This is a genomic window from Streptomyces sp. CBMA152, assembly GCF_014596475.1.
In the GTDB taxonomy this organism is placed as follows: domain Bacteria; phylum Actinomycetota; class Actinomycetes; order Streptomycetales; family Streptomycetaceae; genus Streptomyces.
The window spans coordinates 388896-410068 of sequence record NZ_MECJ01000028.1; the positions used below are offsets into that span (position 1 = coordinate 388896).

The 21173-nt window shown below is 71.5% G+C and carries 21 protein-coding genes and 1 riboswitch; of the genes, 8 read left to right on the top strand and 13 right to left on the bottom strand.

Annotated elements, in window-relative coordinates; translation table 11 throughout:
• Positions 1 to 105: 105 nt before the first annotated feature.
• Positions 106 to 612, bottom strand: coding sequence for a MarR family winged helix-turn-helix transcriptional regulator (locus tag BG418_RS25280; RefSeq protein ID WP_188276267.1), 507 nt, complete (start codon positions 610 to 612; stop codon positions 106 to 108).
• 94 nt (positions 613 to 706) lie between these two features.
• On the opposite strand from BG418_RS25280, the gene BG418_RS25285 reads away from it, so the two are divergent.
• Together BG418_RS25285 and BG418_RS25290 are read left to right on the top strand one after the other, a co-directional pair.
• Positions 707 to 1951 (top strand): MFS transporter, encoded by a 1245-nt coding sequence (locus BG418_RS25285; RefSeq protein WP_188276268.1) that lies wholly within the window; start codon positions 707 to 709, stop codon positions 1949 to 1951.
• A gap of 146 nt (positions 1952 to 2097) precedes the next feature.
• A complete protein-coding gene (locus BG418_RS25290) occupies positions 2098 to 2742 on the top strand; it encodes a TetR family transcriptional regulator (RefSeq protein WP_188276579.1) in 645 nt (214 codons plus the stop codon).
• Between the two features lie 7 nt (positions 2743 to 2749).
• Here BG418_RS25290 and BG418_RS25295 read toward each other — a convergent pair whose 3' ends face one another.
• Entirely contained in the window at positions 2750 to 4306 is a 1557-nt protein-coding gene (locus BG418_RS25295; RefSeq protein WP_188276269.1) for an ABC transporter substrate-binding protein, read from the bottom strand.
• Positions 4307 to 4466: 160 nt separating this feature from the next.
• The gene (locus BG418_RS40090; protein WP_223185360.1) at positions 4467 to 4742 is read right to left on the bottom strand and encodes an SCO4848 family membrane protein; all 276 of its coding nucleotides are present in this window, start codon (positions 4740 to 4742) and stop codon (positions 4467 to 4469) included.
• A 109-nt stretch (positions 4743 to 4851) separates the two neighbouring features.
• Between BG418_RS40090 and BG418_RS25300 the strand changes: the two genes are divergently transcribed.
• Positions 4852 to 6195 carry a D-alanyl-D-alanine carboxypeptidase family protein gene (locus BG418_RS25300; RefSeq protein ID WP_399000197.1) on the top strand — a complete coding sequence of 448 codons (1344 nt, stop codon included), beginning with the start codon at positions 4852 to 4854 and terminating at the stop codon, positions 6193 to 6195.
• On the opposite strand, the gene BG418_RS25305 is transcribed toward BG418_RS25300, so the two are convergent.
• The 4 genes from BG418_RS25305 to BG418_RS25320 are packed head-to-tail and all read right to left on the bottom strand — an operon-like array spanning position 6149 to position 8983.
• Positions 6149 to 7111 (bottom strand): YihY/virulence factor BrkB family protein, encoded by a 963-nt coding sequence (locus BG418_RS25305; protein ID WP_188276271.1) that lies wholly within the window; start codon positions 7109 to 7111, stop codon positions 6149 to 6151. The two genes, BG418_RS25300 and BG418_RS25305, sit on opposite strands and share 47 nt — an antisense overlap.
• Entirely contained in the window at positions 7099 to 7533 is a 435-nt protein-coding gene (locus tag BG418_RS25310) for a GtrA family protein (RefSeq protein ID WP_317453753.1), read from the bottom strand. The genes BG418_RS25305 and BG418_RS25310 overlap by 13 nt, the downstream gene beginning before the upstream one ends.
• Positions 7530 to 8471, bottom strand: a complete 942-nt coding sequence (locus BG418_RS25315) for a decaprenyl-phosphate phosphoribosyltransferase (RefSeq protein WP_188276272.1) — start codon at positions 8469 to 8471, stop codon at positions 7530 to 7532. The genes BG418_RS25310 and BG418_RS25315 overlap by 4 nt, the downstream gene beginning before the upstream one ends.
• Positions 8468 to 8983 (bottom strand): phosphatase PAP2 family protein, encoded by a 516-nt coding sequence (locus BG418_RS25320; protein ID WP_188276273.1) that lies wholly within the window; start codon positions 8981 to 8983, stop codon positions 8468 to 8470. Before BG418_RS25320 ends, BG418_RS25315 begins: the two co-directional genes overlap by 4 nt.
• A gap of 198 nt (positions 8984 to 9181) precedes the next feature.
• On the opposite strand from BG418_RS25320, the gene BG418_RS25325 reads away from it, so the two are divergent.
• Both BG418_RS25325 and BG418_RS25330 read left to right on the top strand, forming a co-directional pair.
• Positions 9182 to 10534 (top strand): FAD-binding oxidoreductase, encoded by a 1353-nt coding sequence (locus BG418_RS25325; protein ID WP_188276274.1) that lies wholly within the window; start codon positions 9182 to 9184, stop codon positions 10532 to 10534.
• A gap of 34 nt (positions 10535 to 10568) precedes the next feature.
• Entirely contained in the window at positions 10569 to 11324 is a 756-nt protein-coding gene (locus BG418_RS25330; protein WP_188276275.1) for a decaprenylphospho-beta-D-erythro-pentofuranosid-2-ulose 2-reductase, read from the top strand.
• Between the two features lie 11 nt (positions 11325 to 11335).
• Here the strand turns inward: BG418_RS25330 and BG418_RS25335 are convergent, their stop codons facing one another.
• The 3 genes from BG418_RS25335 to glyA form a co-directional block, all read right to left on the bottom strand.
• Positions 11336 to 11911, bottom strand: a complete 576-nt coding sequence (locus BG418_RS25335; RefSeq protein WP_188276276.1) for a 2'-5' RNA ligase family protein — start codon at positions 11909 to 11911, stop codon at positions 11336 to 11338.
• 95 nt (positions 11912 to 12006) lie between these two features.
• The gene (gene trpS, locus BG418_RS25340; RefSeq protein WP_188276277.1) at positions 12007 to 13020 is read right to left on the bottom strand and encodes a tryptophan--tRNA ligase; all 1014 of its coding nucleotides are present in this window, start codon (positions 13018 to 13020) and stop codon (positions 12007 to 12009) included.
• Between the two features lie 165 nt (positions 13021 to 13185).
• Positions 13186 to 14457 carry a serine hydroxymethyltransferase gene (glyA, locus tag BG418_RS25345; RefSeq protein ID WP_188276278.1) on the bottom strand — a complete coding sequence of 424 codons (1272 nt, stop codon included), beginning with the start codon at positions 14455 to 14457 and terminating at the stop codon, positions 13186 to 13188.
• A 26-nt stretch (positions 14458 to 14483) separates the two neighbouring features.
• Positions 14484 to 14573: riboswitch (ZMP/ZTP riboswitch) on the bottom strand.
• A 141-nt stretch (positions 14574 to 14714) separates the two neighbouring features.
• Here glyA and rocD point away from each other — a divergent pair.
• Together rocD and BG418_RS25355 are read left to right on the top strand one after the other, a co-directional pair.
• Positions 14715 to 15923 carry an ornithine--oxo-acid transaminase gene (rocD, locus tag BG418_RS25350; protein ID WP_188276279.1) on the top strand — a complete coding sequence of 403 codons (1209 nt, stop codon included), beginning with the start codon at positions 14715 to 14717 and terminating at the stop codon, positions 15921 to 15923.
• Positions 15924 to 16303: 380 nt separating this feature from the next.
• Positions 16304 to 16999: a polysaccharide deacetylase family protein gene (locus tag BG418_RS25355; RefSeq protein ID WP_188276280.1), complete on the top strand. Its 696-nt coding sequence runs from the start codon at positions 16304 to 16306 to the stop codon at positions 16997 to 16999.
• Positions 17000 to 17007: 8 nt separating this feature from the next.
• On the opposite strand, the gene BG418_RS25360 is transcribed toward BG418_RS25355, so the two are convergent.
• Together BG418_RS25360 and BG418_RS25365 are read right to left on the bottom strand one after the other, a co-directional pair.
• The gene (locus BG418_RS25360) at positions 17008 to 18195 is read right to left on the bottom strand and encodes a glutathionylspermidine synthase family protein (protein WP_188276281.1); all 1188 of its coding nucleotides are present in this window, start codon (positions 18193 to 18195) and stop codon (positions 17008 to 17010) included.
• A gap of 3 nt (positions 18196 to 18198) precedes the next feature.
• On the bottom strand, positions 18199 to 18489 hold the full coding sequence (locus tag BG418_RS25365; protein ID WP_188276282.1) for a hypothetical protein: 291 nt from the start codon (positions 18487 to 18489) through the stop codon (positions 18199 to 18201).
• A gap of 129 nt (positions 18490 to 18618) precedes the next feature.
• On the opposite strand from BG418_RS25365, the gene BG418_RS25370 reads away from it, so the two are divergent.
• Entirely contained in the window at positions 18619 to 19461 is an 843-nt protein-coding gene (locus BG418_RS25370) for a hypothetical protein (protein ID WP_188276581.1), read from the top strand.
• 221 nt (positions 19462 to 19682) lie between these two features.
• Here BG418_RS25370 and BG418_RS25375 read toward each other — a convergent pair whose 3' ends face one another.
• Positions 19683 to 21113, bottom strand: coding sequence for a PLP-dependent aminotransferase family protein (locus BG418_RS25375; RefSeq protein ID WP_188276283.1), 1431 nt, complete (start codon positions 21111 to 21113; stop codon positions 19683 to 19685).
• Between the last annotated feature and the right edge of the window lie 60 nt (positions 21114 to 21173).

Here is a 21173-nt window from a genome sequence, read left to right on the forward strand (position 1 = left end):
GGGAGGTGGGGCTTTCGCGTACCGCGCGGTTCGTTTCGTCTGCGGGCCGGTGGGGGCTGGCCGCGCAGTTCCCCGCGCCCCTGTAGGTCACCCCACGTCCAGCGCTCAGCCCCGTGCCTCGGCGACGACCATGATCCGCCGCAGCATGTCGTTGAGGAGCTCGCGTTCGGTAGGGGACAGGGCGCTCAGGACCCGGGACTCCTCGTCGCCGAGCATGTCCATCGCGCCCGTCCACGTGGCCCGGCCGGACTCGGTCAGTTCGACGTGGACCCGTCGCCGGTCCGTCGTGGACGGCGTACGGCGTACGAAACCGCGCCGCTCCAGCGCGTCCAGGCGCCCCGTGACGGACGCAGGCGCGAGATCCAAATCCGTGGCCAGTTGGGACGGCGTCGCGGTACCCCCACGCCCCGCCAGCTTGTGCAGCGTGTCGAACTCCGGCCGGTCAAGCGCGAAGTCGACCAGGGACTGCTCCCGTACCCGCTTGAGGTGGACGGAGAGCCGCTTCATCCGGGTCACCGCGCCCTCGACGACCGGGTCGAGCCCCGGCAGGACGGGCAGCCACCGCTCCACATGCCCGTCGGTCCAGTCCTGCGCCCCGCCTGCGTGCTCCATGCCTTGATCGTACGTACGCCGAGGAGCGGCGCCACCCCTTCAGCACCAGATATTTCGTTGACGAATTATTCGGTACCGAAATATATTCCGGGACATGCCCCCTCTCCCCCACCCCCTCCGCACCCGCTCCTTCCGGCTGCTGTTCATCGGCCGGTCGCTCTCGCTGCTCGGCGACGCCGTCATCCCCGCCGCTCTCGCCCTCGCCGTCTACATGGCGACCGGCTCCACGGCCGACCTCGCGATCGTGCTCGGCTGCTCGATGGTTCCCAAACTGCTGCTCCTGCCGTTCGGCGGGGTGGCGGGCGACCGCTTCAACGCGCGTACGGTCGCGCTCACCACCGACCTCGTACGGTGTGCAACCCAGCTCTTCGTCGGCTACGAACTGCTCGGCGGGGACCCGAAGTTGTGGCAGATCGCGCTCGCGGAGGCGATCGGCGGCAGCGCGTCCGCGTTCGCGATGCCCGCGCTGGCGCCGCTGCTCACCGGCACGGTCGACAAGGAGAACCGGCAGCGCGCCAACGCCCTGATGGGGGTGGTCAACAGCACGACCCGGATCGGCGGCCCGGCGGTCGCGGGCGCGCTCATCCTCACCGCGGGCCCCGGCTGGGCCTTCGTCCTGGACGCCGCGTCCTTCGCGATCAGCGCGGCGCTGCTGAGCGCGATACGGGTGCGGCACGTTCCGCCGGTGCGGCGCTCGCTGGTCGCCGACCTCAAGGAGGGCTGGGGCGAGGTCCGTTCCCGCGACTGGTACTGGACCAGTCTGTTCGCCCACTCCGCCTGGAACGGCGCGGCCGCCGTCCTGATGACGCTCGGCCCCGCCATCGCCTTCAAGGAGTTCGGCGGCAAGACGTTCTGGCTGGTGTTCCTCCAGGCGGGCGCCATCGGGCTGCTGCTCGGCTCGCTGGTCGCCGGGCGCGCCCGGCCCAAGCGGCCCATCCTCACCGCCAATCTGGGCCTGGCCACCTACGCCCTGCCGCTCACGCTGCTCGCCGTGTCGGCCCCGGCGCCGCTCGCCATCGCCGCGTACGGCATCGCCCAGGCGGGCCTCGGCTTCCTCTCGCCGGTCTGGGAGACCTCGGTCCAGTCGGCCATCCCCTCGCACGCCCTGGCCCGCGTCACCTCGTACGACTGGCTGCTCTCCCTGGCGGCTGCCCCGGTGGGTTACGCGCTCGCGCCGCTGGCCGCCGACGCCTGGGGCCCCGAAGTCCCGCTCATCGCGGCCGCGTTGCTCGTCGGCGGGGCATGCCTGGCGACGGCGGCGGTCCCGGGTGTCCGCCGGTTCGGGCAGCAGGACGAATCGCAGGCGGCGCGCACAGCACCGGTGCTCGCAAAGGGGTGACCTGCGGTATCGCTCAAAGGACGGCCCATTACGCTCGTGCCGTGCCAGCAGAGAACGAGCGTGTGCCCGCCGCCTCCGAGCCTTCCCGCAGCGAGTCGAGCCCCGCCAAGGGCGAGCAGACCCGCACCCTGATCCTGGAGACCGCGATGCGGCTGTTCCAGGAACTCGGTTACGACAAGACGACCATGCGGGCGATCGCCAAGGAAGCGGGGGTCTCCGTCGGCAACGCGTACTACTACTTCGACGGCAAAGAGCACCTGATCCAGGGCTTCTACGACCGGATCGCCGCCGAACACCAGGCGGCGGTCCGGGACGTGCTCGACCGCGAGACCGATCTGGAGGCGCGGCTCGCCGGGGTGCTGCGCGTCTGGCTGGACATCGCGGCGCCGTACCACGAGTTCGCCGCGCAGTTCTTCAAGAACGCGGCGGACCCGGACAGCCCGCTCAGCCCGTTCTCCCCCGAGTCCCAGCACGCCCGCGACGCAGCGATCTCCGTGCATCGCGAGGTGCTGGCCGGAACCAAGACCAAGGTCTCGGCCGAACTCACCGACGTACTGCCCGAGTTGATGTGGCTGTCCCAGATGGGCCTGGTCCTGTACTGGGTCTTCGACCGCTCGGAAGGCAGCGAGCGCAGCTACCGCCTGGCGGCGCGCGGCGCGAAGCTGACGACGCGGGGCGTGGCCCTGGCCCGCTTCCGCGTACTGCGCCCGCTGGTCCACGAGGTGCACGAGCTCTTCACGGACTTCCTGCCGGGAATGGCGCAGGCGGCGACGTCCCGAAAGAAGCGCTGAGCGGCCCTCAGATCCAGCCCAGCTCCCACAGCCGCCAAACCCCCGTCCCATCGGACAGATACTGCAACCCGCTCACACTCCGGTGGGACACCACATAGTTCTTGCCCTGCCACAGCGGAATCAGCGGCACATCCTCCGCGATCTTGTCCTGAAGCGCCTTGAAGTCGTCGGCGGTACGCCCCCGGTCGCTGTACTGCTGCGTACGCTGGATGATCTCGTCGACGGACTTGTCCGAGTACCCGGTGTGCAGGCTGTTGCCCGTCCCGACCAGCGGCTGGCTGAAGTTGTCGGGGTCGGGGAAGTCGGCGATCCAGCCCGCGGTGTACGCGTCGTACACACCCGCCGCGTAGTTCTTCTGCATCTTCGGCCAGTCGGACTCGGCGATCAGCTCGATCTTGAACAGGCCGCCCTTCTCCAGCTGGGACTTGAGCTGCTCGGCCTCCGCGCCGTTGGCGCCCAGCTTGCGGTACGCCAGCGTGAACTTGACCGGCGTCTGCACCCCCGCCGACCGCAGCAGCCCCTTCGCCTTCGCCACGTCGACCTTGGGGTAGGTGTCGAAGAACGCGGTGCTGTGGCCGGTGAAGCCCTGCGGGATGAGCGAGAACAGCGGCTCGACCGTGCCCTGGTAGACCGCGGCCGCGAGCGCGGGCCGGTCGATCAGCGTGGCCGCGGCCTCGCGGACCTTGGCCTTCGCGAGCGGGCGCCCGGGGCGGACGTTGAGGTTCAGGTTGCGGGTCTCGGCGCCCGGCGTCTCGCTGATGCGGATGCTCGGGTCGCCGGGCGAGAGCTTGGCGAGCACGGCCGGCGGCATCTCGCGGTGCGCCACCTGCACGTCCCCGGCCTGCCACGCCCGGTTGAGCTGGTCGGACTCGGCGAAGTAGCGCACCTCGACCGGCAGGCCCTTGCGGGTCACCGCGCCCTTGTAGTGCGGGTTCGGTTCGAGGACCGCGCTCTGGCCGCGCTTGTACGTCTTGAGCAGATACGGGCCGGAGCCGACGACCGAGTTGCCCTTGCGCAGCGCCTTGTCCGGGTACGTACTGCTGTCGACGATGGCACCCGCGCCGGTCGCGAGCTTCGACGGGAAGGTCGCGTCCTTGGTCTTCAGGTTGAAGGTGATGTTGGAGCCGTCGGCCTGGACCGAGCCGATGACGGACAGCAGCGGGGACGGCCCCAGCTCGCTGTTGATCTTCGCCACCCGGTCGAAGGAGAACTTGACGTCCGCCGGAGTGATCTTGCGGCCGGAGGAGAACGTCAGGTCGTCCCGGAGCACGCACTGATACGTCTTCAGCGTCATGCCGATGAACTTGCAGCTGCGCGCGGCATCCGGCACCGGCTCGGCGGAGCCCGGCCGGAAGGTGAGCAGCGACTGGTACACGTTGCTGTAGAGCGCCCAGGAGCCGGCGTCATAGGCGCCGGCCGGATCGAGCGAGGTGATCACGTCGGTGGTGCCGACCGTGATCGGGTCCTTCTTCTGCTGATCGGACGGCAGCAGCTGCCATCCCCCCACCCCGACGACCACCAGGGCCGCACTAACCGCCAGAATCCGCATACGGATCGACCGCATCGCCGTGCTCTCCTCGGAACGCCCCACCCCTTCAGGCGTGCCGAACCCCCTCGCGCACAGCCTGTGATGGCGCTCACCCAATCACACGGGTTTCACATTCGGAAGAGGAAATCTTCACTGCACAGGTACTCGTTAGCCGCGCGTGACAAGGGGGCCGCGACTAGTCGTTAGCAGCCCGTGACCCAGCCGCGTCCATGCTCTCCGTACGCAGTTGGCGTACGGAACGCAACCCGATGAGGCCGACGACCGTCCCCAGAAGAAAGGACACGATGGCGAGCGTCAGGTGCACCCAGAAGTACGCGGTGGGGTGGCCGGCGTCGTCGAAGGCGAGCCCGCTGCCGTCCTTCCATAGATTTTTAACGAAAGTGACCCAAATGGCCCAGCTCCACACTCCGAACGCGAGCAGGAACCAGGAGACGGGGCGATTGAGCTTCATGGGTTCAGTATCCGACTTGGGGGCCGGGCACCCCCGGGCGGGTGGGAGCTCCCGGCGGGTCCCCCCGCCGGTGTCGGGATCGCCGGGCACGACCTGTACGTTCTCGTCCGTGTCTGCTGTGAACAAGCCCGCGAGAATCGCACTGGCGGCGGCCGCCGCCGCGCTGCTGCCCGTGCTCGCCGCCGCGCCCGCCGTGGCCGTGCCGTACGACGTCAAGCCGGGCACGCCGGGCCCCTCCCCCAGCCTGTCGGCCTCACCCGGCGCGTCGGCCTCACCGGGCAAGCCGGGAACCGACGCGAAGCCCGGCCGGACCCGCAAGGACCCCGACCCGCCGCCGGCCTCGATGTCGACGGTCGGCGGCGCACTGCTCGCCCAGCCGGGCACCCAGGCCAAGCTCGGTCCGGGGGCGCCGGTGCTGCCGATGGATCTGACGGGCCGTTCGTGGATCGTCGCGGACGCCAAGAGCGGCGAGGTGCTCGCCTCGCACAACGCGCACTGGCGGCTGCCCCCCGCCTCCACCCTGAAGATGCTCTTCGCGGACACCGTGCTGCCGAGCCTGCCCAAGACCGAGGTGCGCAAGGTCACCCAGGCCGATCTGGAGGGCGTCGGCGAGGGCAGCAGCCTGGTCGGGGTCAAGGAGAACGAGTCGTACACCGTGCACGACCTGTGGCTCGGCGTCTTCCTGCGCTCGGGCAACGACGCCGTGCATGTGCTCTCCTCGATGAACGGCGGTGTGCCCAAGACCGTCCAGGACATGCAGGCGCACGCCGACGACCTCCAGGCGCTCGACACCCATGTCATCTCGCCGGACGGCTATGACGCGCCGGGCCAGGTCTCCAGCGCGTACGACCTGACGCTGTTCGCCCGCTCGGGGCTGCAGAAGAAGGACTTCCGCGAGTACTGCTCGACCGCCTCCGCGAAGTTCCCCGGCGGCGAGGGCAAGAACAACGAGCGCGACTACTTCGAGATCCAGAACACCAACCGGCTGCTCACCGGCGACTACGGCATCAGCCCGTACAAGGGCATCGCGGGCGTCAAGAACGGCAACACCACCAACGCGGGCGCGACCTTCACCGGGGTCGCCGAGCGCAACGGCCGGGTGCTGCTGGTCACCGTGATGAATCCGGACTCCGGCGAGAGCCAGGCCGTCTACAAGGAGGCCGCCCGCCTGCTCGACTGGGGCTTCGCGGCGGCCGGCAAGGTGACCCCGGTCGGCGCGCTGGTGGCGCCCAGGTCCGCCCTGCCCAGCGGCACCCCGCCCGGCTCCCGGCCGAGCCAGGCGGGCGCGCAGGACCCGGCGAAGGCGTCGGTCGCCGCCCGCAAGGGGCCCGGCTCCGGCGGCGTCGGGACCGCGCTGGCGATCACGGGCGGCGCGCTGGTGGTGGTCGCGGGCGGGCTGTTCCTGCTCAACCGCCGCTGGCCGCTCCCGGAGCTGGTCCGCCGGAAGAAGTGATCTCCGGGGTGCGGGGCCCGTCGGATTCCTTCGGGCCCGGCTCCGCCGGTTCGGCCGCCTCGTCCGTCTTCGACGGGGTGGCCGTCCAGGCCGCGCAGAACAGCAGCAGTTTCGCGGTAAAGTTGATCCACAGCAGCAGCGCGATGGGCACCCCGAAGGCGCCGTACATGCTCTTGCCCGCGACGCCCTGCATATAGCCGCCGAGCAGCAGCTTCAGGAGCTCGAACCCGACCGCGCCGATCAGCGCGGCCACCATCAGTCTGCGGCGCGGCGGGGACACCCCCGGCAGCAGCGTCAGTACGTACAGCAGGACCAGGAAGTCGGCGGCGACCGCGATGGCGATGGCGGCGATCCGCAGCAGGACCCGGCCCGCGCTGTTCTCGTCGATGCCGAGGTGGTTCGCGCTCCAGCCGACGGCCGTCGAGCCGACGGAGGAGGCCAGGAACGAGGCGAGGCCCGCGCCGCCGAGGCCGAGCAGGATGCCGCCGTCCTTGAGGGTGCGCAGGAACGGGTTCTCGCCCTCGTCGTCGTCCCGCTCCCACACCGCCCGCAGACAGCCCCGCATCGAGCCGATCCAGCCGATGCCGGTGAACAGCAGGAGCGCTCCGGCGACGACCCCGACCGTGCCCGCGTTACGGGTGAGGTCCTGGAGGTTGAGCTGGTCGGAGATGCCGGGGACCTGGTCGGCGAGGGTGTTCTGGAGTTTCTGCACCCGGCCGGGGGTCAGCAACGCGGCGGCGACGGCCGCGCTCACGGTGAGCAGCGGGAAGAGCGCCAGGAAGCTGATGAAGGTGATCGCGGCGGCGAGCCGGGACCATTTCACCCGGTCGAGCCGCTCGTACGAACGCCAGACGTGCGTCCGCATGAAACGTGCCACCAGCGGCCCGATGACGGGAAGATTCTTCAGCCAGTCCATGAGGTCCGAGTACCCCTCTCGACGGGGAAGACAAGCGTCCTGGTGCCCCAAAAGCGCAGGCAGGTGGCGAGGGCCATGCCAAAGACGGCCCCCGAGAGCGTGTCGGCACGCGGCGAGGTGAGGCCGAGGCCGTAGTGCGTGATGCCGAGGCAGAGCAGTTGCACGAGTGCGCCCGCGATGTTCACGGCGAAGAAGACGACATACTGGCGCCGCCCGGCCCGGCTGCCCCGGTATGTGCCGAAGGCGTTCCCTACGTACGCGACGGTGCAACCCACCACGAACGAGAGGGACTTGGCGGCGATCGGGTCCCAGCCGAGGCCTGACCGCAGCCAGACGAAGAGGCCGAGGTCGGCGGCGTACGCGCAGATCCCGGCTAGCGCGAAGCCGACGAGCTCGGCGCGCCGCACACCGACGGGCCTCACAGGTCCGCCACCGCAAGGCCGTACAGTGCGACCCAGACCAGGCCGATGACGGCGAGCGCCCGGTCGTGCAAGATCACGTCCTCGGGGGCGCCGGCCGTGCCCCGGTCGGCGAAGACCGCGTACCGCAGGATCCCGCCGATGAACGGGACCATCGACAACTGCCGCCACGGCAGCAGCGAGCCGCCCGCCATGCCGCCCGCCTCCAGCGCCCACATGCAGTACGCGAGCACCGCGACCCCGGCCGCGAGCTGCCAGACGAACCGCAGATAGCCGGTGGTGTACGCATCCAGCAACGCGCGGGTGGCGCCGCCCTGCCCCTCCATCTGGACGGCCTCCGAGTACCGCTTGGCCGCCACCATGAACAGCGCGCCGAACCCGGCGGTGATCAGGAACCAGCGCGAGAGCGGAATGGCGAGCGCGACCCCGCCGACCATCGCCCGCATCAGGAACCCGGCAGTGACGACCACCAGGTCGACGACGAGGACGTGCTTGAGCTTCACGCAGTAGGCGAGCTGCATCACCACGTATCCGGTGAGCAGGGTCGCCGTCATCGCGTTGCAGGTGAGGGCGGCGGCGAGCGGGGCGAGCACCGCGAGCACGGCGCCGACCGCGTACGCGAGGGGCACCGGCACCTGTCCGGTCGCCACCGGGCGGTGGCACTTCTGCGGATGCGCGCGGTCGGCGGCCGCGTCGCGTGCGTCGTTGACGAGGTAGACGGCGGAGGCGGCGGCCGTGAACAGCACGAAGACGACGGCGAGTTGGCGCAGGGTGTGGCGCGAGTCCAGCTGTCCGGCGGCGGCGGGTGCGGCGGCCACCAGCACGTTCTTGATCCACTGGCGGGGCCGCGCGGTCCTCAGCAGCCCGGCGGGCAGCGCGAGCGCCCGGCGCGCGGGTCCGGCGGGCCGCTCGTCGAGGACGACGAGCCCGGGCCGGTTCACGAGCCCGCCCCCATCCACCTGGCGCCGAGGCGGGCGGTCGCGCCGCCGAGGAGGGCGCCGACCAGCACGTCCGAGGGGTAGTGGACGCCGACGACCAGGCGGGACACGCACATCGCGGCCGCGAGCGGCGGCGCGAGCCGGGCCCCGGCGGGCCGCAGTCCGCCGTACGCCACCGCCGCCGCGGCCGCCGAGGTGGCGTGCGAGCTGGGGAACGAGTGCCGCCCGGCCGTGCGCACCAGCGGGTCCCGGGCGGGCAGCCTCGGCCGGGGCCGCCGCACCACCCGCTTGACCCCCATGCTGGCCAGATGCGCGGCCGCGACCAGCGCCGTGCCGCGCAGCCAGTCGCCGCGCCGGTCCCGGTCGACGGCGGCGGCCACGGCCCCGGCCACCAGCCACACCGCGCCGTGCTCCCCGGCCAGCGAGAGCACGCGGGCGACGGCGGCCACGCGTGGGTCCGTCCCGCAGTCGCGCAGCGCCGACAGGAGCCGGCGGTCCGCGTCGGTGTACCGCATCTGCCACCCCGCTTCCGTAAGACAGCCCGCCGACCGGCCGTAGGGCACCGCGTCGGCCGTACGCGACTCTCCCGGGCCACGGCGCCGGATCCGCGTCAATGCGGCTTGACACTCACTCAATCACCCATTTCGGTGAGTATCTGAATGAATAGGACATAACACCAAGGAAAACAACCAACCGGCGCTACGGTCGGCCCCATGCCTGCCACCCCCCTGACCCCCGTGACCGGCTGGGGCCGCACCGCGCCGACGGCCGCGCGGCTGCTCGCGCCGCGTACGTACGAGGAAGCGGTGGCGGCGGTCCGCGCCTGCGGGCCGCGCGGGGGCATCGCGCGGGGGCTGGGCCGGGCGTACGGCGACGCGGCGCAGAACGCGGGCGGCGCCGTCCTGGACATGACCGGCCTCGACCGCGTCCGCACCATCGACGCCGAGGCGGGCGTGCTGGTCTGCGAGGCGGGGGTGAGCCTGCACCGCCTGATGGAAGTCCTGCTGCCGCTGGGCTGGTTCGTGCCGGTGACCCCCGGGACCCGGTACGTGACCGTCGGCGGCGCGATCGGCGCGGACATCCACGGCAAGAACCACCACGGCTCGGGCTCCTTCACCCGCCATGTCCGCGCGCTCGACCTGCTGACGGCGGACGGCACGGTACGCACCCTCACGCCCGGCGACGAACTGTTCGACGCGACAGCGGGAGGGATGGGCCTGACGGGCGTGATCCTGTCGGCGACGATCCAACTCCACCGCGTCGAGACCTCGTTGATGTCGGTCGACACCGAGCGGGCTGCGGATCTCGACGACTTGATGGCCCGCCTCACCGCGACGGACCACCGCTACCGCTACTCGGTCGCCTGGATCGACCTGCTCGCGCGCGGCGCCCGCACCGGTCGCGCGGTGCTGACGAGGGGCGACCACGCCCCCCTGGACACCCTGCCCGCCCGCACCCGCCGCACCCCGCTCCACTTCCGCCCCGGCCAACTCCCGCCCGCACCAAGGTATTTCCCCTCCGGGTTGCTGAACCGCGCCTCGGTGACGGCGTTCAACGAGCTCTGGTACCGCCGCGCACCCAAGCACCGCACCGGCGAACTCCAGCGCATCCCCACCTTCTTCCACCCCCTCGACGGCGTCCCGCACTGGAACCGCGTCTACGGCCGGGGCGGCTTCGTCCAGTACCAGTTCGTGGTCGGATACGGGCAGGAGGAGGCGCTGCGCCGGATCGTGCGCCGCATCTCCGGGCGCGGCTGCCCGTCCTTCCTCGCCGTCCTCAAGCGCTTCGGCGAGGCCGACCCCGGCTGGCTCTCCTTCCCGCTCCCCGGCTGGACCCTGGCCCTGGACATCCCGACGGGCCTGCCGGGCCTCGCCGACTTCCTGGACGAGCTGGACGAGGAGGTCGCGGGCGCGGGCGGCCGGGTGTACCTGGCGAAGGACGCGCGGGTGCGACCCCAGACGCTGGCGGCGATGTACCCGCGACTGGCGGAGTTCCGGGAACTGCGGGCGCGACTCGACCCGGACGCGGTCTTCACCTCGGACCTGTCCAGACGCCTGGACCTGTGAGCAACCAAGGCCCCACACAACGGAGTTGGCAGCCATGAAGGACGCTTTCGGCACCCCGCAGTCCCTGCTCGTCCTCGGCGGTACGTCCGAGATCGCCCTGGCCACGGCCCGCCGTCTGGTGGCCCGGCGCACCCGGAAGGTGTGGCTCGCCGGGCGCCCGTCCCCGGCCCTGGACGCGGCGGCGGCCGAGCTGCGGGAGCGGGGCGCGGATGTGCGCACGGTCGCGTTCGACGCTCTGGACGCGGCCTCGCACGAGTCGGCCCTGTCCAAGGTCTTCGCCGAGGGAGACATCGACATGGTGCTGCTGGCGTTCGGGATTCTGGGCGACCAGGTCCGCGACGAGAGCGCGCCGCTGGCGGCCGTGCGGGTCGCCCAGACGAATTACACGGGTGCGGTCTCCTCGGCCCTGATCTGCGCGAAAGCCGTACAGTCCCAGGGGCACGGCTCGCTGGTGATCCTGTCCTCGGTGGCCGGTGAACGCGCCCGCCGGGCCAACTTCATCTACGGCTCCAGCAAGGCGGGCCTCGACGCCTTCGCGCAGGGCCTGGGGGACGCGCTGCACGGCTCGGGGGTGCACGTGATGGTCGTGCGTCCGGGCTTCGTCCGGACGAAGATGACGGCGGGGCTGCCGGAGGCTCCGCTGGCGACGACGCCGGAGGCGGTCGCGCAGGCCATCGAGTCGGGGCTGCGCCGCCGCGCGGAGGTGGTGTGGGTGCCGGGGACGCTACGGGTGGTGATGTCGGCGCTACGACACGTACCGCGCCCGATTTTCCGGCGGCTGCCGGTCTAGACCCTGAAAGCTCAGGCGCGAACCGACGGCTCGTCCCGTGAGGTGCCCTGGGCGGGGACCCCGCTGAGGCCGAACCCGTACTCGTACAGCTTGCGCCACACGCCGTCCGCGCCCTGCTCGTACAGGGCGAAGCCGCCGCAGGTCCACTCCGCCTCGAAGGCGGCCAGCTCCTCGTACGCCCGGTCCATCCCCTCCTCGGGGATGCCGTGCGCCACGGTCACATGCGGGTGGTACGGGAAGTGCAGCTCGCGCACGAGCGGGCCCGCCTCGTCGCGGACCCGCTGCTGAAGGCGGGCGCAGTCCGGCCCGCCCTCGACGACCTGCACGAACACGACCGGCGAGAGCGGCCGGAACGTCCCCGTCCCCGAGAGCCGCATCGGGAAGGCGCGCCCGGCCGCCGCGACCTCGGCGAGATGCGCCCGGATCCCGGGCAGCCGGGCCGCGTCGACCTCGGTGGGCGGGAGGAGGGTGACATGGGTGGGGATCCCGTACGCGGCGGGATCCCCGAAGCCCGCGCGCCGCTCCTGGAGCAGGCTGCCGTACGGCTCCGGGACCGCGATCGAAACGCCGAGCGTTACGGTCCCCACGTCGTTCTCCTCCGTCGTTGTCCGGGTACGTCTGTGTGCGTCAGTGTGCAGTGTGGCGGTCGCGCCGCCGTTCTGCCAGAGCCGTCAGGGCGTCTTCAGTGCTTCGCGGGCAGGAACCCGACCCTGTCGTACGCCGTCGCCAGCGTCTCGGCGGCCACCGCACGCGCCTTCTCGGCGCCCTTGGCCAGGACAGCGTCCAGCGTCTCCGGGTCGTCCAGATATTCCTGCGTACGGGTCTTGAACGGGGTGACGAAGTCCACCATCACCTCGGCGAGGTCCGTCTTCAGCGCCCCGTACATCTTGCCCTCGTACTCCGTCTCCAGCTCGGCGATCGCCTTGCCGGTGAGGGTGGAGTAGATCGTGAGCAGGTTGGAGACGCCCGGCTTGTTCACGGCGTCGTACTTGATCACGGTGTCGGTGTCCGTGACGGCGCTCTTGACCTTCTTGGCGGTCGCCTTCGGCTCGTCGAGCAGGTTGATGAGGCCCTTCGGCGTCGACGCCGACTTGCTCATCTTGATCGACGGGTCCTGGAGGTCGTAGATCTTCGCCGTCTCCTTGAGGATGTACGGCGCCGGGATCTTGAACGTGTCACCGAACCGGCCGTTGAAGCGCTCGGCGAGGTCACGGGTGAGCTCGACGTGCTGGCGCTGGTCCTCGCCGACCGGGACCTCGTTGGCCTGGTAGAGCAGGATGTCCGCGACCTGGAGGATCGGGTAGGTGAAGAGGCCGACGGTGGCGCGGTCGGCGCCCTGCTTCGCCGACTTGTCCTTGAACTGCGTCATCCGGGACGCCTCGCCGAAGCCCGCCAGACAGTTCATGACCCAGGCGAGCTGGGCGTGCTCGGGCACATGGCTCTGCACGAAGAGCGTGCACCGGTCCGGGTCGAGCCCGGCGGCGAGCAGCTGGGCGGCGGCGAGCCGGGTGTTGGCGCGCAGCTCCTTCGGGTCCTGCGGAACCGTGATCGCGTGCAGGTCCACGACCATGTAGAAGGCGTCGTGGGACTCCTGGAGAGCCACCCACTGACGGACCGCACCGAGGTAGTTGCCGAGGTGGAACGAGCCTGCGGTGGGCTGGATTCCGGAGAGCACACGAGGACGATCAATGGCCATGTTCATCATTCTCTCAGGTGGCGCCGACAGCTCGGAAACCGTTGCCGGTACGAACCCCGGCGCGCGGGCCGGTAGGAATCCACGACCAGCCCGGACGCGCCCGATGAGATGAGGAACACAGTGGTGAGGTGCCGTCGCGGACGACGGCACCTCGGGGTGGTCCGGCTAGTCCGTGGGCAGGCCCGGCGCCGGGAACTCGGCCATCAGCCCGGCGACCTCCGCGCGGATCGCGGCGAGCGCGTCCTCGTCGCCGGCGCGGGCCGCGGTGACGCCCCGGTCGATCCACTCGGCCACGGCCGCCATGTGCTCGGTGCCCAGGCCACGGGAGGTCAGCGAGGGGGTGCCGATGCGGATGCCCGAGGGGTCGAACGGCTTCCTCGGGTCGTACGGGACGGTGTTGTAGTTGACCACGATCCCGGCCCGGTCCAGGGCCTTCGCGGCCACCTTGCCCGGGACGTCCTTGGGGGTGAGGTCCATCAGGATCAGGTGGTTGTCGGTGCCGCCGGAGACCAGGTCGAAGCCGCGCGCGAGCAGCTGCTCGGCGAGCTCCCTGGCGTTGGCGACGACGGCCGCCGCGTAGTCGCGGAACGAGGGCTGGGCCGCCTCGTGCAGGGCGACGGCGATCGCGGCGGTGGTCTGGTTGTGCGGACCGCCCTGGAGGCCCGGGAAGACCGCCTTGTCGATGGCCTTGGCGTGCTGCTCGCGGGACATCAGCATGGCGCCGCGCGGGCCGCGCAGGGTCTTGTGGGTGGTCGTGGAGATCACGTCGGCGTGCGGCACCGGGGACGGGTGCGCGCCGCCCGCGATCAGGCCCGCGATGTGCGCGACATCGGCGACCAGGACGGCGCCGGACTCGCGGGCGATCTCGGCGAAGGCCGCGAAGTCGATGGTGCGCGGCAGGGCGGTGCCACCACAGAAGATGATCTTCGGGCGCTCCTTGAGGGCGAGCTCGCGCACCTCGTCGAAGTCGATGAGCCCGCTGTCGTGCCGTACGCCGTACTGGACGCCCCGGAACCACTTGCCGGTGGCCGAGACGCCCCAGCCGTGGGTGAGGTGGCCGCCCATCGGCAGGGCCATGCCCATCACGGTGTCGCCGGGCTCGGCGAAGGCGAGGTAGACGGCGAGGTTGGCCGGGGAGCCGGAGTACGGCTGCACGTTGGCGTGCTCGACCCCGAACAGCGCCTTGGCCCGCTCCACGGCCAGCGTCTCGACCAGGTCGATGTTCTGCTGGCCCTCGTAGTAACGGCGGCCCGAGTAGCCCTCGCTGTACTTGTTCTGCAGCACCGTGCCCGAGGCTTCGAGCACCGCCTGCGAGACGTAGTTCTCGCTGGGGATCAGCCGCAGCGTGTCCGACTGCAACCGCTCCTCGGCGCCGACGAGCGCGGCGAGTTCGGGGTCGGTGGCCGAAAGGGCCGGGTGGGAAAGGGGCAGGCTCATGGCGTCCTCCGGGGTCCGTACGTGGTCCCGGGTGCCCAGGCGGGCGGCACCTCGTGCGCTGGCGACGCACGGCTCCCCCGGGGTTGAATCCCCGCTCGCCAGTCGCCGTACGCACCTTCCACCCTAGCGTCCACGTCACGATTGGAGGTTTCTTCGTCCAGCATCCGAGCGACGATAGAAAACGACGATAGAAAAGGGGACCACCTCAGAAAAGGTGCCCACCCCTGTCCCACGCCGCACGATGAAACGGAGACCCCGTGTCTACTACATCGGACGCCATCCGCTCTGCCGAGGCTCACAGTGCGCACAACTACCATCCGTTGCCTGTCGTCGTCGCCTCGGCCGAAGGGGCGTGGATGACCGATGTCGAGGGCCGGCGGTTTCTCGACATGCTCGCCGGGTACTCGGCGCTGAACTTCGGCCACGGCAACCGGCGTCTCATCGACGCCGCCAAGGCCCAGCTCGACAGAGTCACGCTGACCTCGCGGGCGTTCCACCACGACCGGTTCGCCGAGTTCTGCGCGGAGCTCGCCGCGCTGTGCGGCAAGGACATGGTGCTGCCCATGAACACGGGCGCCGAGGCCGTGGAGACGGCCGTCAAGACCGCCCGCAAGTGGGGCTACCGCGTCAAGGGCGTACCCGACGGGATGGCGAAGATCGTGGTCGCCGCCAACAACTTCCACGGCCGTACGACGACGATCGTCAGCTTCTCGACGGACCCCGAGGCGCGCGCGGACTACGGCCCGTACACCCCCGGCTTCGAGATCGTTCCGTACGGCGACCTGACCGCGCTGTCGGCGGCGGTCACCGAGAACACGGTGGCGGTGCTCCTCGAACCGATCCAGGGCGAGGCGGGCGTGCTGGTGCCGCCGCCCGGATACCTGCCGGGCGTACGGGAGTTGACCCGCGAGCGGAACGTCCTGTTCATCGCGGACGAGATCCAGTCGGGCCTCGGCCGGACCGGGAAGACGTTCGCGTGCGAGCACGAGGACGTGGTGCCCGACCTGTACGTCCTGGGCAAGGCACTCGGCGGCGGGGTCGTGCCTGTGTCGGCCGTGGTGGGCTCCTCGGACGTGCTCGGGGTGTTCCACCCCGGCGAGCACGGGTCCACGTTCGGGGGGAACCCGCTGGCGTGCGCGGTGGCCCTGGAGGTCATCGCGATGTTGCGTACGGGCGAGTACCAGCAGCGGGCGACCGAACTCGGCGAGCATCTGCACCACGAACTCGGCCTGTTGGCGCACACCGGTGCGGTGGAGGCGGTGCGGGGGCGTGGACTGTGGGCCGGTGTGGACATCAACCCCGCGTACGGGACCGGGCGGCAGATCTCTGAGCGGCTCATGGACCGGGGTGTCCTGGTCAAGGACACCCACGGGTCCACGATCCGGATCGCGCCGCCGTTGGTGATCTCGAAGGAGGACCTGGACTGGGGGTTGGACCAGTTGCGGGGGGTGCTGGCGGAAGCCTAGGCGGGGTTGGCCCCACCCCGCCCCTTCCCGAAAGCCCTGGGCGGGCGGCCGGTTCCTTTGGCTGCGGCCCGGTGGGGGCTGAGCGCGCAGTTCCCCGCGCCCCTAAATACCTAGGGGCGCGGGGAACTGCGCGAGCAACCCAGCACGGTCCGCACACAAACGGGGTGCAGGGGCCGCAGGCCCCGCCGGGGGTCAGGGGCGGAGCCCCCGAGGGGTGCAGGGGCGCAGCCCCGCTCGGGGTCCGGGGGCGTAGCCCCCCGGGAAACCCTCCCCCACCCACCCCCGGAGGGTTTAGGGAAGGGGCGGGGTGGGGTGACCCCCAACGGACTTCTTCCGCGCGGGCGTTGACAATCAACATGGTCCAGACCAATGATGCCGCCATGCCGAGACCCCGCACCGCGCGCCCCGCCCCGTCGCCCCGCGCAGCGTTCGCCCTGCTCGTATCCCTCCTAGCCATCATCGGGATCGGCGGGCCCGCCCAGGCCACGGACTGGCCCGAGCCCGTGCCCGTCGTGTCGCACGTCGACACCGCCGACCCGGTCGTCTTCATCACGATCGACGACGGCTGGACCCACGACCCCGCCGCCCAGAAGCTCCTGCTCGACCGGCAGGTACCCGCCTCGCTGTTCATCCTGCCGGGGGCGTACGCGTACGATCCCGGCTACTTCCGCACCCTGCTCGACCACACGCCCGCGCGGATGGAGAACCACACCGTCGACCACCCCGATCTGACCACGCTCGACGCGGCGGGCCAGCGCGCGCAGCTGTGCGGGGCCCGGGACCGGACGCTGACGCAGTTCGGGGCCGAGCCGAGGCTGGCGCGGCCGCCGTACGGCACGTACAACGACACCACCCGGACGACGGCCCGCGCCTGCGGCGCGAAGGCGCTGGTGACCTGGACGTACGACTTCACGACCTGGGGTCAATGGACGCCGCCCACACCGAAGTTGAAGGCGGGTGACATCGTGCTGCTGCACTTCAACGACACCGTCGACGCCGACCTGACGCGGGCGCTCGCCGCCGCCGACGCGGCCGGGCTGCGGCCCGCGCAACTGCGGGACTACATCCCGGAGTAGGCCCCCGGCTACCGGATCACGTGCGGGAGGAAGCGCGCGTATCCGTCCGTGACCAGCCCCGACGACTCGCGGATGCCCAGCCCCGCCGCCTCACCGTCGACGACCCACGCGCCCAGCACCACCCGGTTCCCCGCGAAGTCCGGGAGCGGGGACAGGGCCTGGTAGCAGTGGGGTTCCTCCGGCGGCGGGGCGGCGGGCGGGGTGCCGGGGGCGTGGACGGTCACCCCGGCGCCCTCCCGGCCGAGAAGCGGCTTGGCGACGTATCCGGAGGTGTGCGCCAGTTCGCGCGGGCCGTCGAGGTACGCAGGGAGCAGGTTCGGGTGGCCCGGGAACAGCTCCCACAGCACCGCGAGCAGCGCCTTGTTGGAGAGCAGCATCTTCCAAGCGGGCTCGATCCAGCAGGTGGTGCCGGTGCCGCCGCCGTTGTCGAGGGTGGCGAGGACGTGCGGGCCGAACCGGTCCGCGGCCAGCCACTCCCACGGGTAGAGCTTGAAGCAGCTGCGGATGAACCGGAGGCGGTCGTCCACGAACCGGCCGGTCAGGCCGTCCCAGCCGATCCGCTCCACCGAGAGCGCCGCCGTCTCGATGCCCGCCTGCTCGGCCGTCTCGCGCAGATACGCGACGGTCATCAGGTCCTCGCCGAGCTCGTCGTCGTCCGAGTGGGCGAAGTGGAGCGGGCCGGGCGGGAGCAGCGGGGCCTGCCGCTTCCAGGCGGCGACGAGGCGTTCGTGGAGCGAGTTCCACTGGTCGGCGCCGGGGAAGCGGTCCTCCATCCAGAACCACTGCGGGCTCGCCGCCTCGACCAGCGAGGTGGGGGTGTCGGCGTTGTACTCCAGCATCTTGGCCGGGCCCGTACCGTCGTAGCGCAGGTCGAACCGGCCGTATATGGAGGGGATTTCGGCCCGGCGATGCCAGGATTCGGTCACCCGTGCCACCAGCACCGGGTCGGTGATCCCGAGATCGGCGAAGCGGTCCTTCTCCACCATGTGCGCGGCCGCCGCCAGACACATCCCGTGCAGCTCCTCGACGACCTCCTCCAGCGCCTCGACCTCGGGGAGCGTGAAGGAGTAGTACGCGCTCTCGTCCCAGTACGGGCGCAGCGAGTCGTCCGGGTAGCGGGTCAGGGGGTAGATCAGGCCCTGCGCCTCGACGATCTGCTGCCAGCCGGGGCGCGGGTCTATGCGGTGCCGCTGCATCGGTCAGCCGCCGCCGGAGCCGGAGTGGCCGCCGATGCCGCCGCGCTCGACACCGCCGGAGCCGGCCTTGGAGCCCGACTTGCCGAACGAGCCGCCGCTGAACACACCGTTGCGGCTGGAACCGCCGTAGTAGTACGAGCCGTGGCCGCCGCTCCTGCACTCGTACGACGGGAGTTCCTTGTGCGTGACGGGGTCGACGCACCGGCGGTCGGGCTCCGAGGAGCAGGCGGCGAGGGTGGCGGCGAGCATGCCCATACCGCCGAGCACCACGGTGGTGGACGCGAATCTACGCATAGGTCTCTCCCCGTCGATTTACGTACGCACACGCTTCCTGGACGTGATCCGGCCACACCTTAGTTGCTGGTTCCCGGCCACGGACGGGCGGTATCCGGCGTCCACTACAGTCCGTCCGTGCTCCTTGGGATGATCTGCGCGCTCGGTTCGGCGGTCTGCTACGGCACCGCGACGGTTCTTCAGGCGGTGGCGGCGCGGTCCGCGTCCGCGCCCGGGGCGGACTCCGGGGGGTCCGGGGTCGACGCCGCGTTGCTGCTGCGGGCGGTGCGCCAGTGGCGCTACATCGTCGGGCTCGGGCTCGACGGGCTCGGCTTCGTCCTCCAGATCGTCGCCCTGCGGTCAGTGCCGATCTACGCGGTCGGGGCGGCGCTCGCCTCCTCGCTCGCGGTGACGGCGGTGGTCGCGGCGCGGGTCCTCGCGGTACGGCTGTCCGGTACGGAGTGGGCGGCCGTCGCCGTCGTCTGCGCGGGCCTCGGCATGCTCGGCCTCGCGTCCGGCTCCGAGGGCCACCAGGACGGGCCCGCCGCGCTCCCGTGGGCGCTGCTCGCGGTCGCCGCGGCGATCCTGGTGGCGGGGGCGGTCGGGGGCCGACTGCCCGATCGGGCACGGGCGTTGGTGCTCGGCCTGGGCGCGGGGTGCGGATTCGGAGTGGTGGAGGTGGCGGTCCGCCTGATCGACTCCCTCGACTTCACCAACCCGGCGTTGTACGCGCTGCTGTTGGGCGGGGGTGCGGCGTTCTTGTTGCTGACGTCGGCGCTCCAGCGCGGCTCGGTCACCACGGCGACGGCCGGGATGGTCCTGGGCGAGACGATCGGTCCTGCGCTGGTGGGGGTGGTGTGGCTGGGCGACCACACCCGGTCCGGCCTGGGCTGGCTGGCGGTGACGGGGTTCGCGGTGGCGGTCGCGGGGGCGCTGGCCCTGGCCCGCTTCGGCGAGGCCCCGGAGTCGACCCCCACCCCGCCCCTTCCCTAGACCCTCCGGGGGTGGGAGGACCCCGATTCGTCTGCGGATCGTGCTGGGTTGCTCGCGCAGTTCCCCGCGCCCCTTGATGGGCCCTTCGGGCCCTCCTGGGGGCGCGGGCGGCACGGTCCTTGATGGGCCCGAAGGGCCCTTTTAGGGGCGCGGGGAACTGCGCGACAAGCCCCCACCGGCCCGCAGGCAAAGCTCGACGCGCTCCGAAATCGCGACCCGCGCTAAGGCAACACCCGACACAACGCATCCAGCGTCCCCGTCCAAGAGCTGTCCGTCGGTGCCGCGTACCCCACCACCAACGCGTCGCGGCCCGGTGGGAGTTCGGGGTGGCGGAAGTGGGAGAGGCCCTGGAGGGCCAGGCCCTGCCAGGCCGCGGCCTGGATCACCGCTCGCTCCGTGCCGGGTGGGAGTTCCAGGACCGCGTGCAGGCCCGCCGCGATCCCGCTCACCCGTACCTCCGGCGCACGCGCCGCCAACGCCGAGACCAGTTGGTCACGACGGCGGCGGTACCGCAGGCGCATCCCACGTACATGCCGGTCGTACGCCCCCGACGCGATGAACTCCGCCAGCGTCAGCTGGTCCAGCGCGCCGCACGACCAGTCGACCTGGCCCTTCGCCTCGGCCACCTCGCCCGCGAGCCGTTCCGGCAGCACCATCCACGCGAGGCGCAGCCCGGGGGCGAGGGACTTGCTGGCGGTGCCGAGGTAGACGACGTGCTCGGGGTCCAGGCCCTGGAGCGCCCCGACGGGCTGGCGGTCGTAGCGGAACTCGCCGTCGTAGTCGTCCTCCAGGATCAGCCCGCCCGTCGACCGCGCCCAGTCGACCGCCGCCGAACGCCGGTCGGGTGGCAGCGCGACCCCGGCCGGGAACTGGTGCGCGGGGGTCAGCAGCACCGCCCCCAGACCTTTGTACGCCGCCGCCGACGCCAACTCCTCCGTCCGCGTGCCCACGTCGTCGAAGCCCAGCGCCGGCGTGCGCAGCCCCGCCCCGGACACCAGGTCGCGGTGCACGTCCAGGCCGTACGCCTCGACCCCGACCTCCCGTACCCGGCGCGTCCGCAGCACCCGGCCGAGCAGCATCAGGCCGTGCACGAAACCCGCGCACACCACGATCCGCTCGGGGGCCGCGTACACCCCGCGCGCCCGCGCCAGATAGTCGGCCAGGACCGTGCGCAGCTCGATGCGGCCGCGCGGGTCGCCGTAGCCGAAGGCCTCGTGCGGCGCGGCCGTCAGCGCCCGCCGGGACGCCTTCAGCCACTCCGCGCGCGGGAAGGACGACAGGTCGGGGGTGCCCGCGACCAGGCTGTATGTGGGTTTGCGGCGGGTGGCGGAGCGGGGCCCGGCCGGTTTGGGGGACCGGGGCGCGGCCCGCTGGGCGACCCGGGTCCCGGAGCCCTGGCGGGCGGTGAGCCAGCCCTCGGCGACGAGCTCCGCGTACGCGTCGGCCACCGTGTTGCGGGCGACGCCCAGGTCGGCGGCGAGCGAGCGCGAGGACGGCAGGCGGGTGCCGGGCGTGAGCCGTCCGGTGCGTACGGCCTCGCGCAGCGCGTCCATCAGACCGGCGCGCAGCCGGCCGCCGCCGACCTCCACATGCAGATCGACACCGAAGACTTCGGCCAGTGTTCCGGAAGAAGTGGCCCAGGATTCCACCATGAAAATGGACCATACCCGTGTGACATGTGGCGCGTAGCGTCGGCTCCGTACGGGATGGGA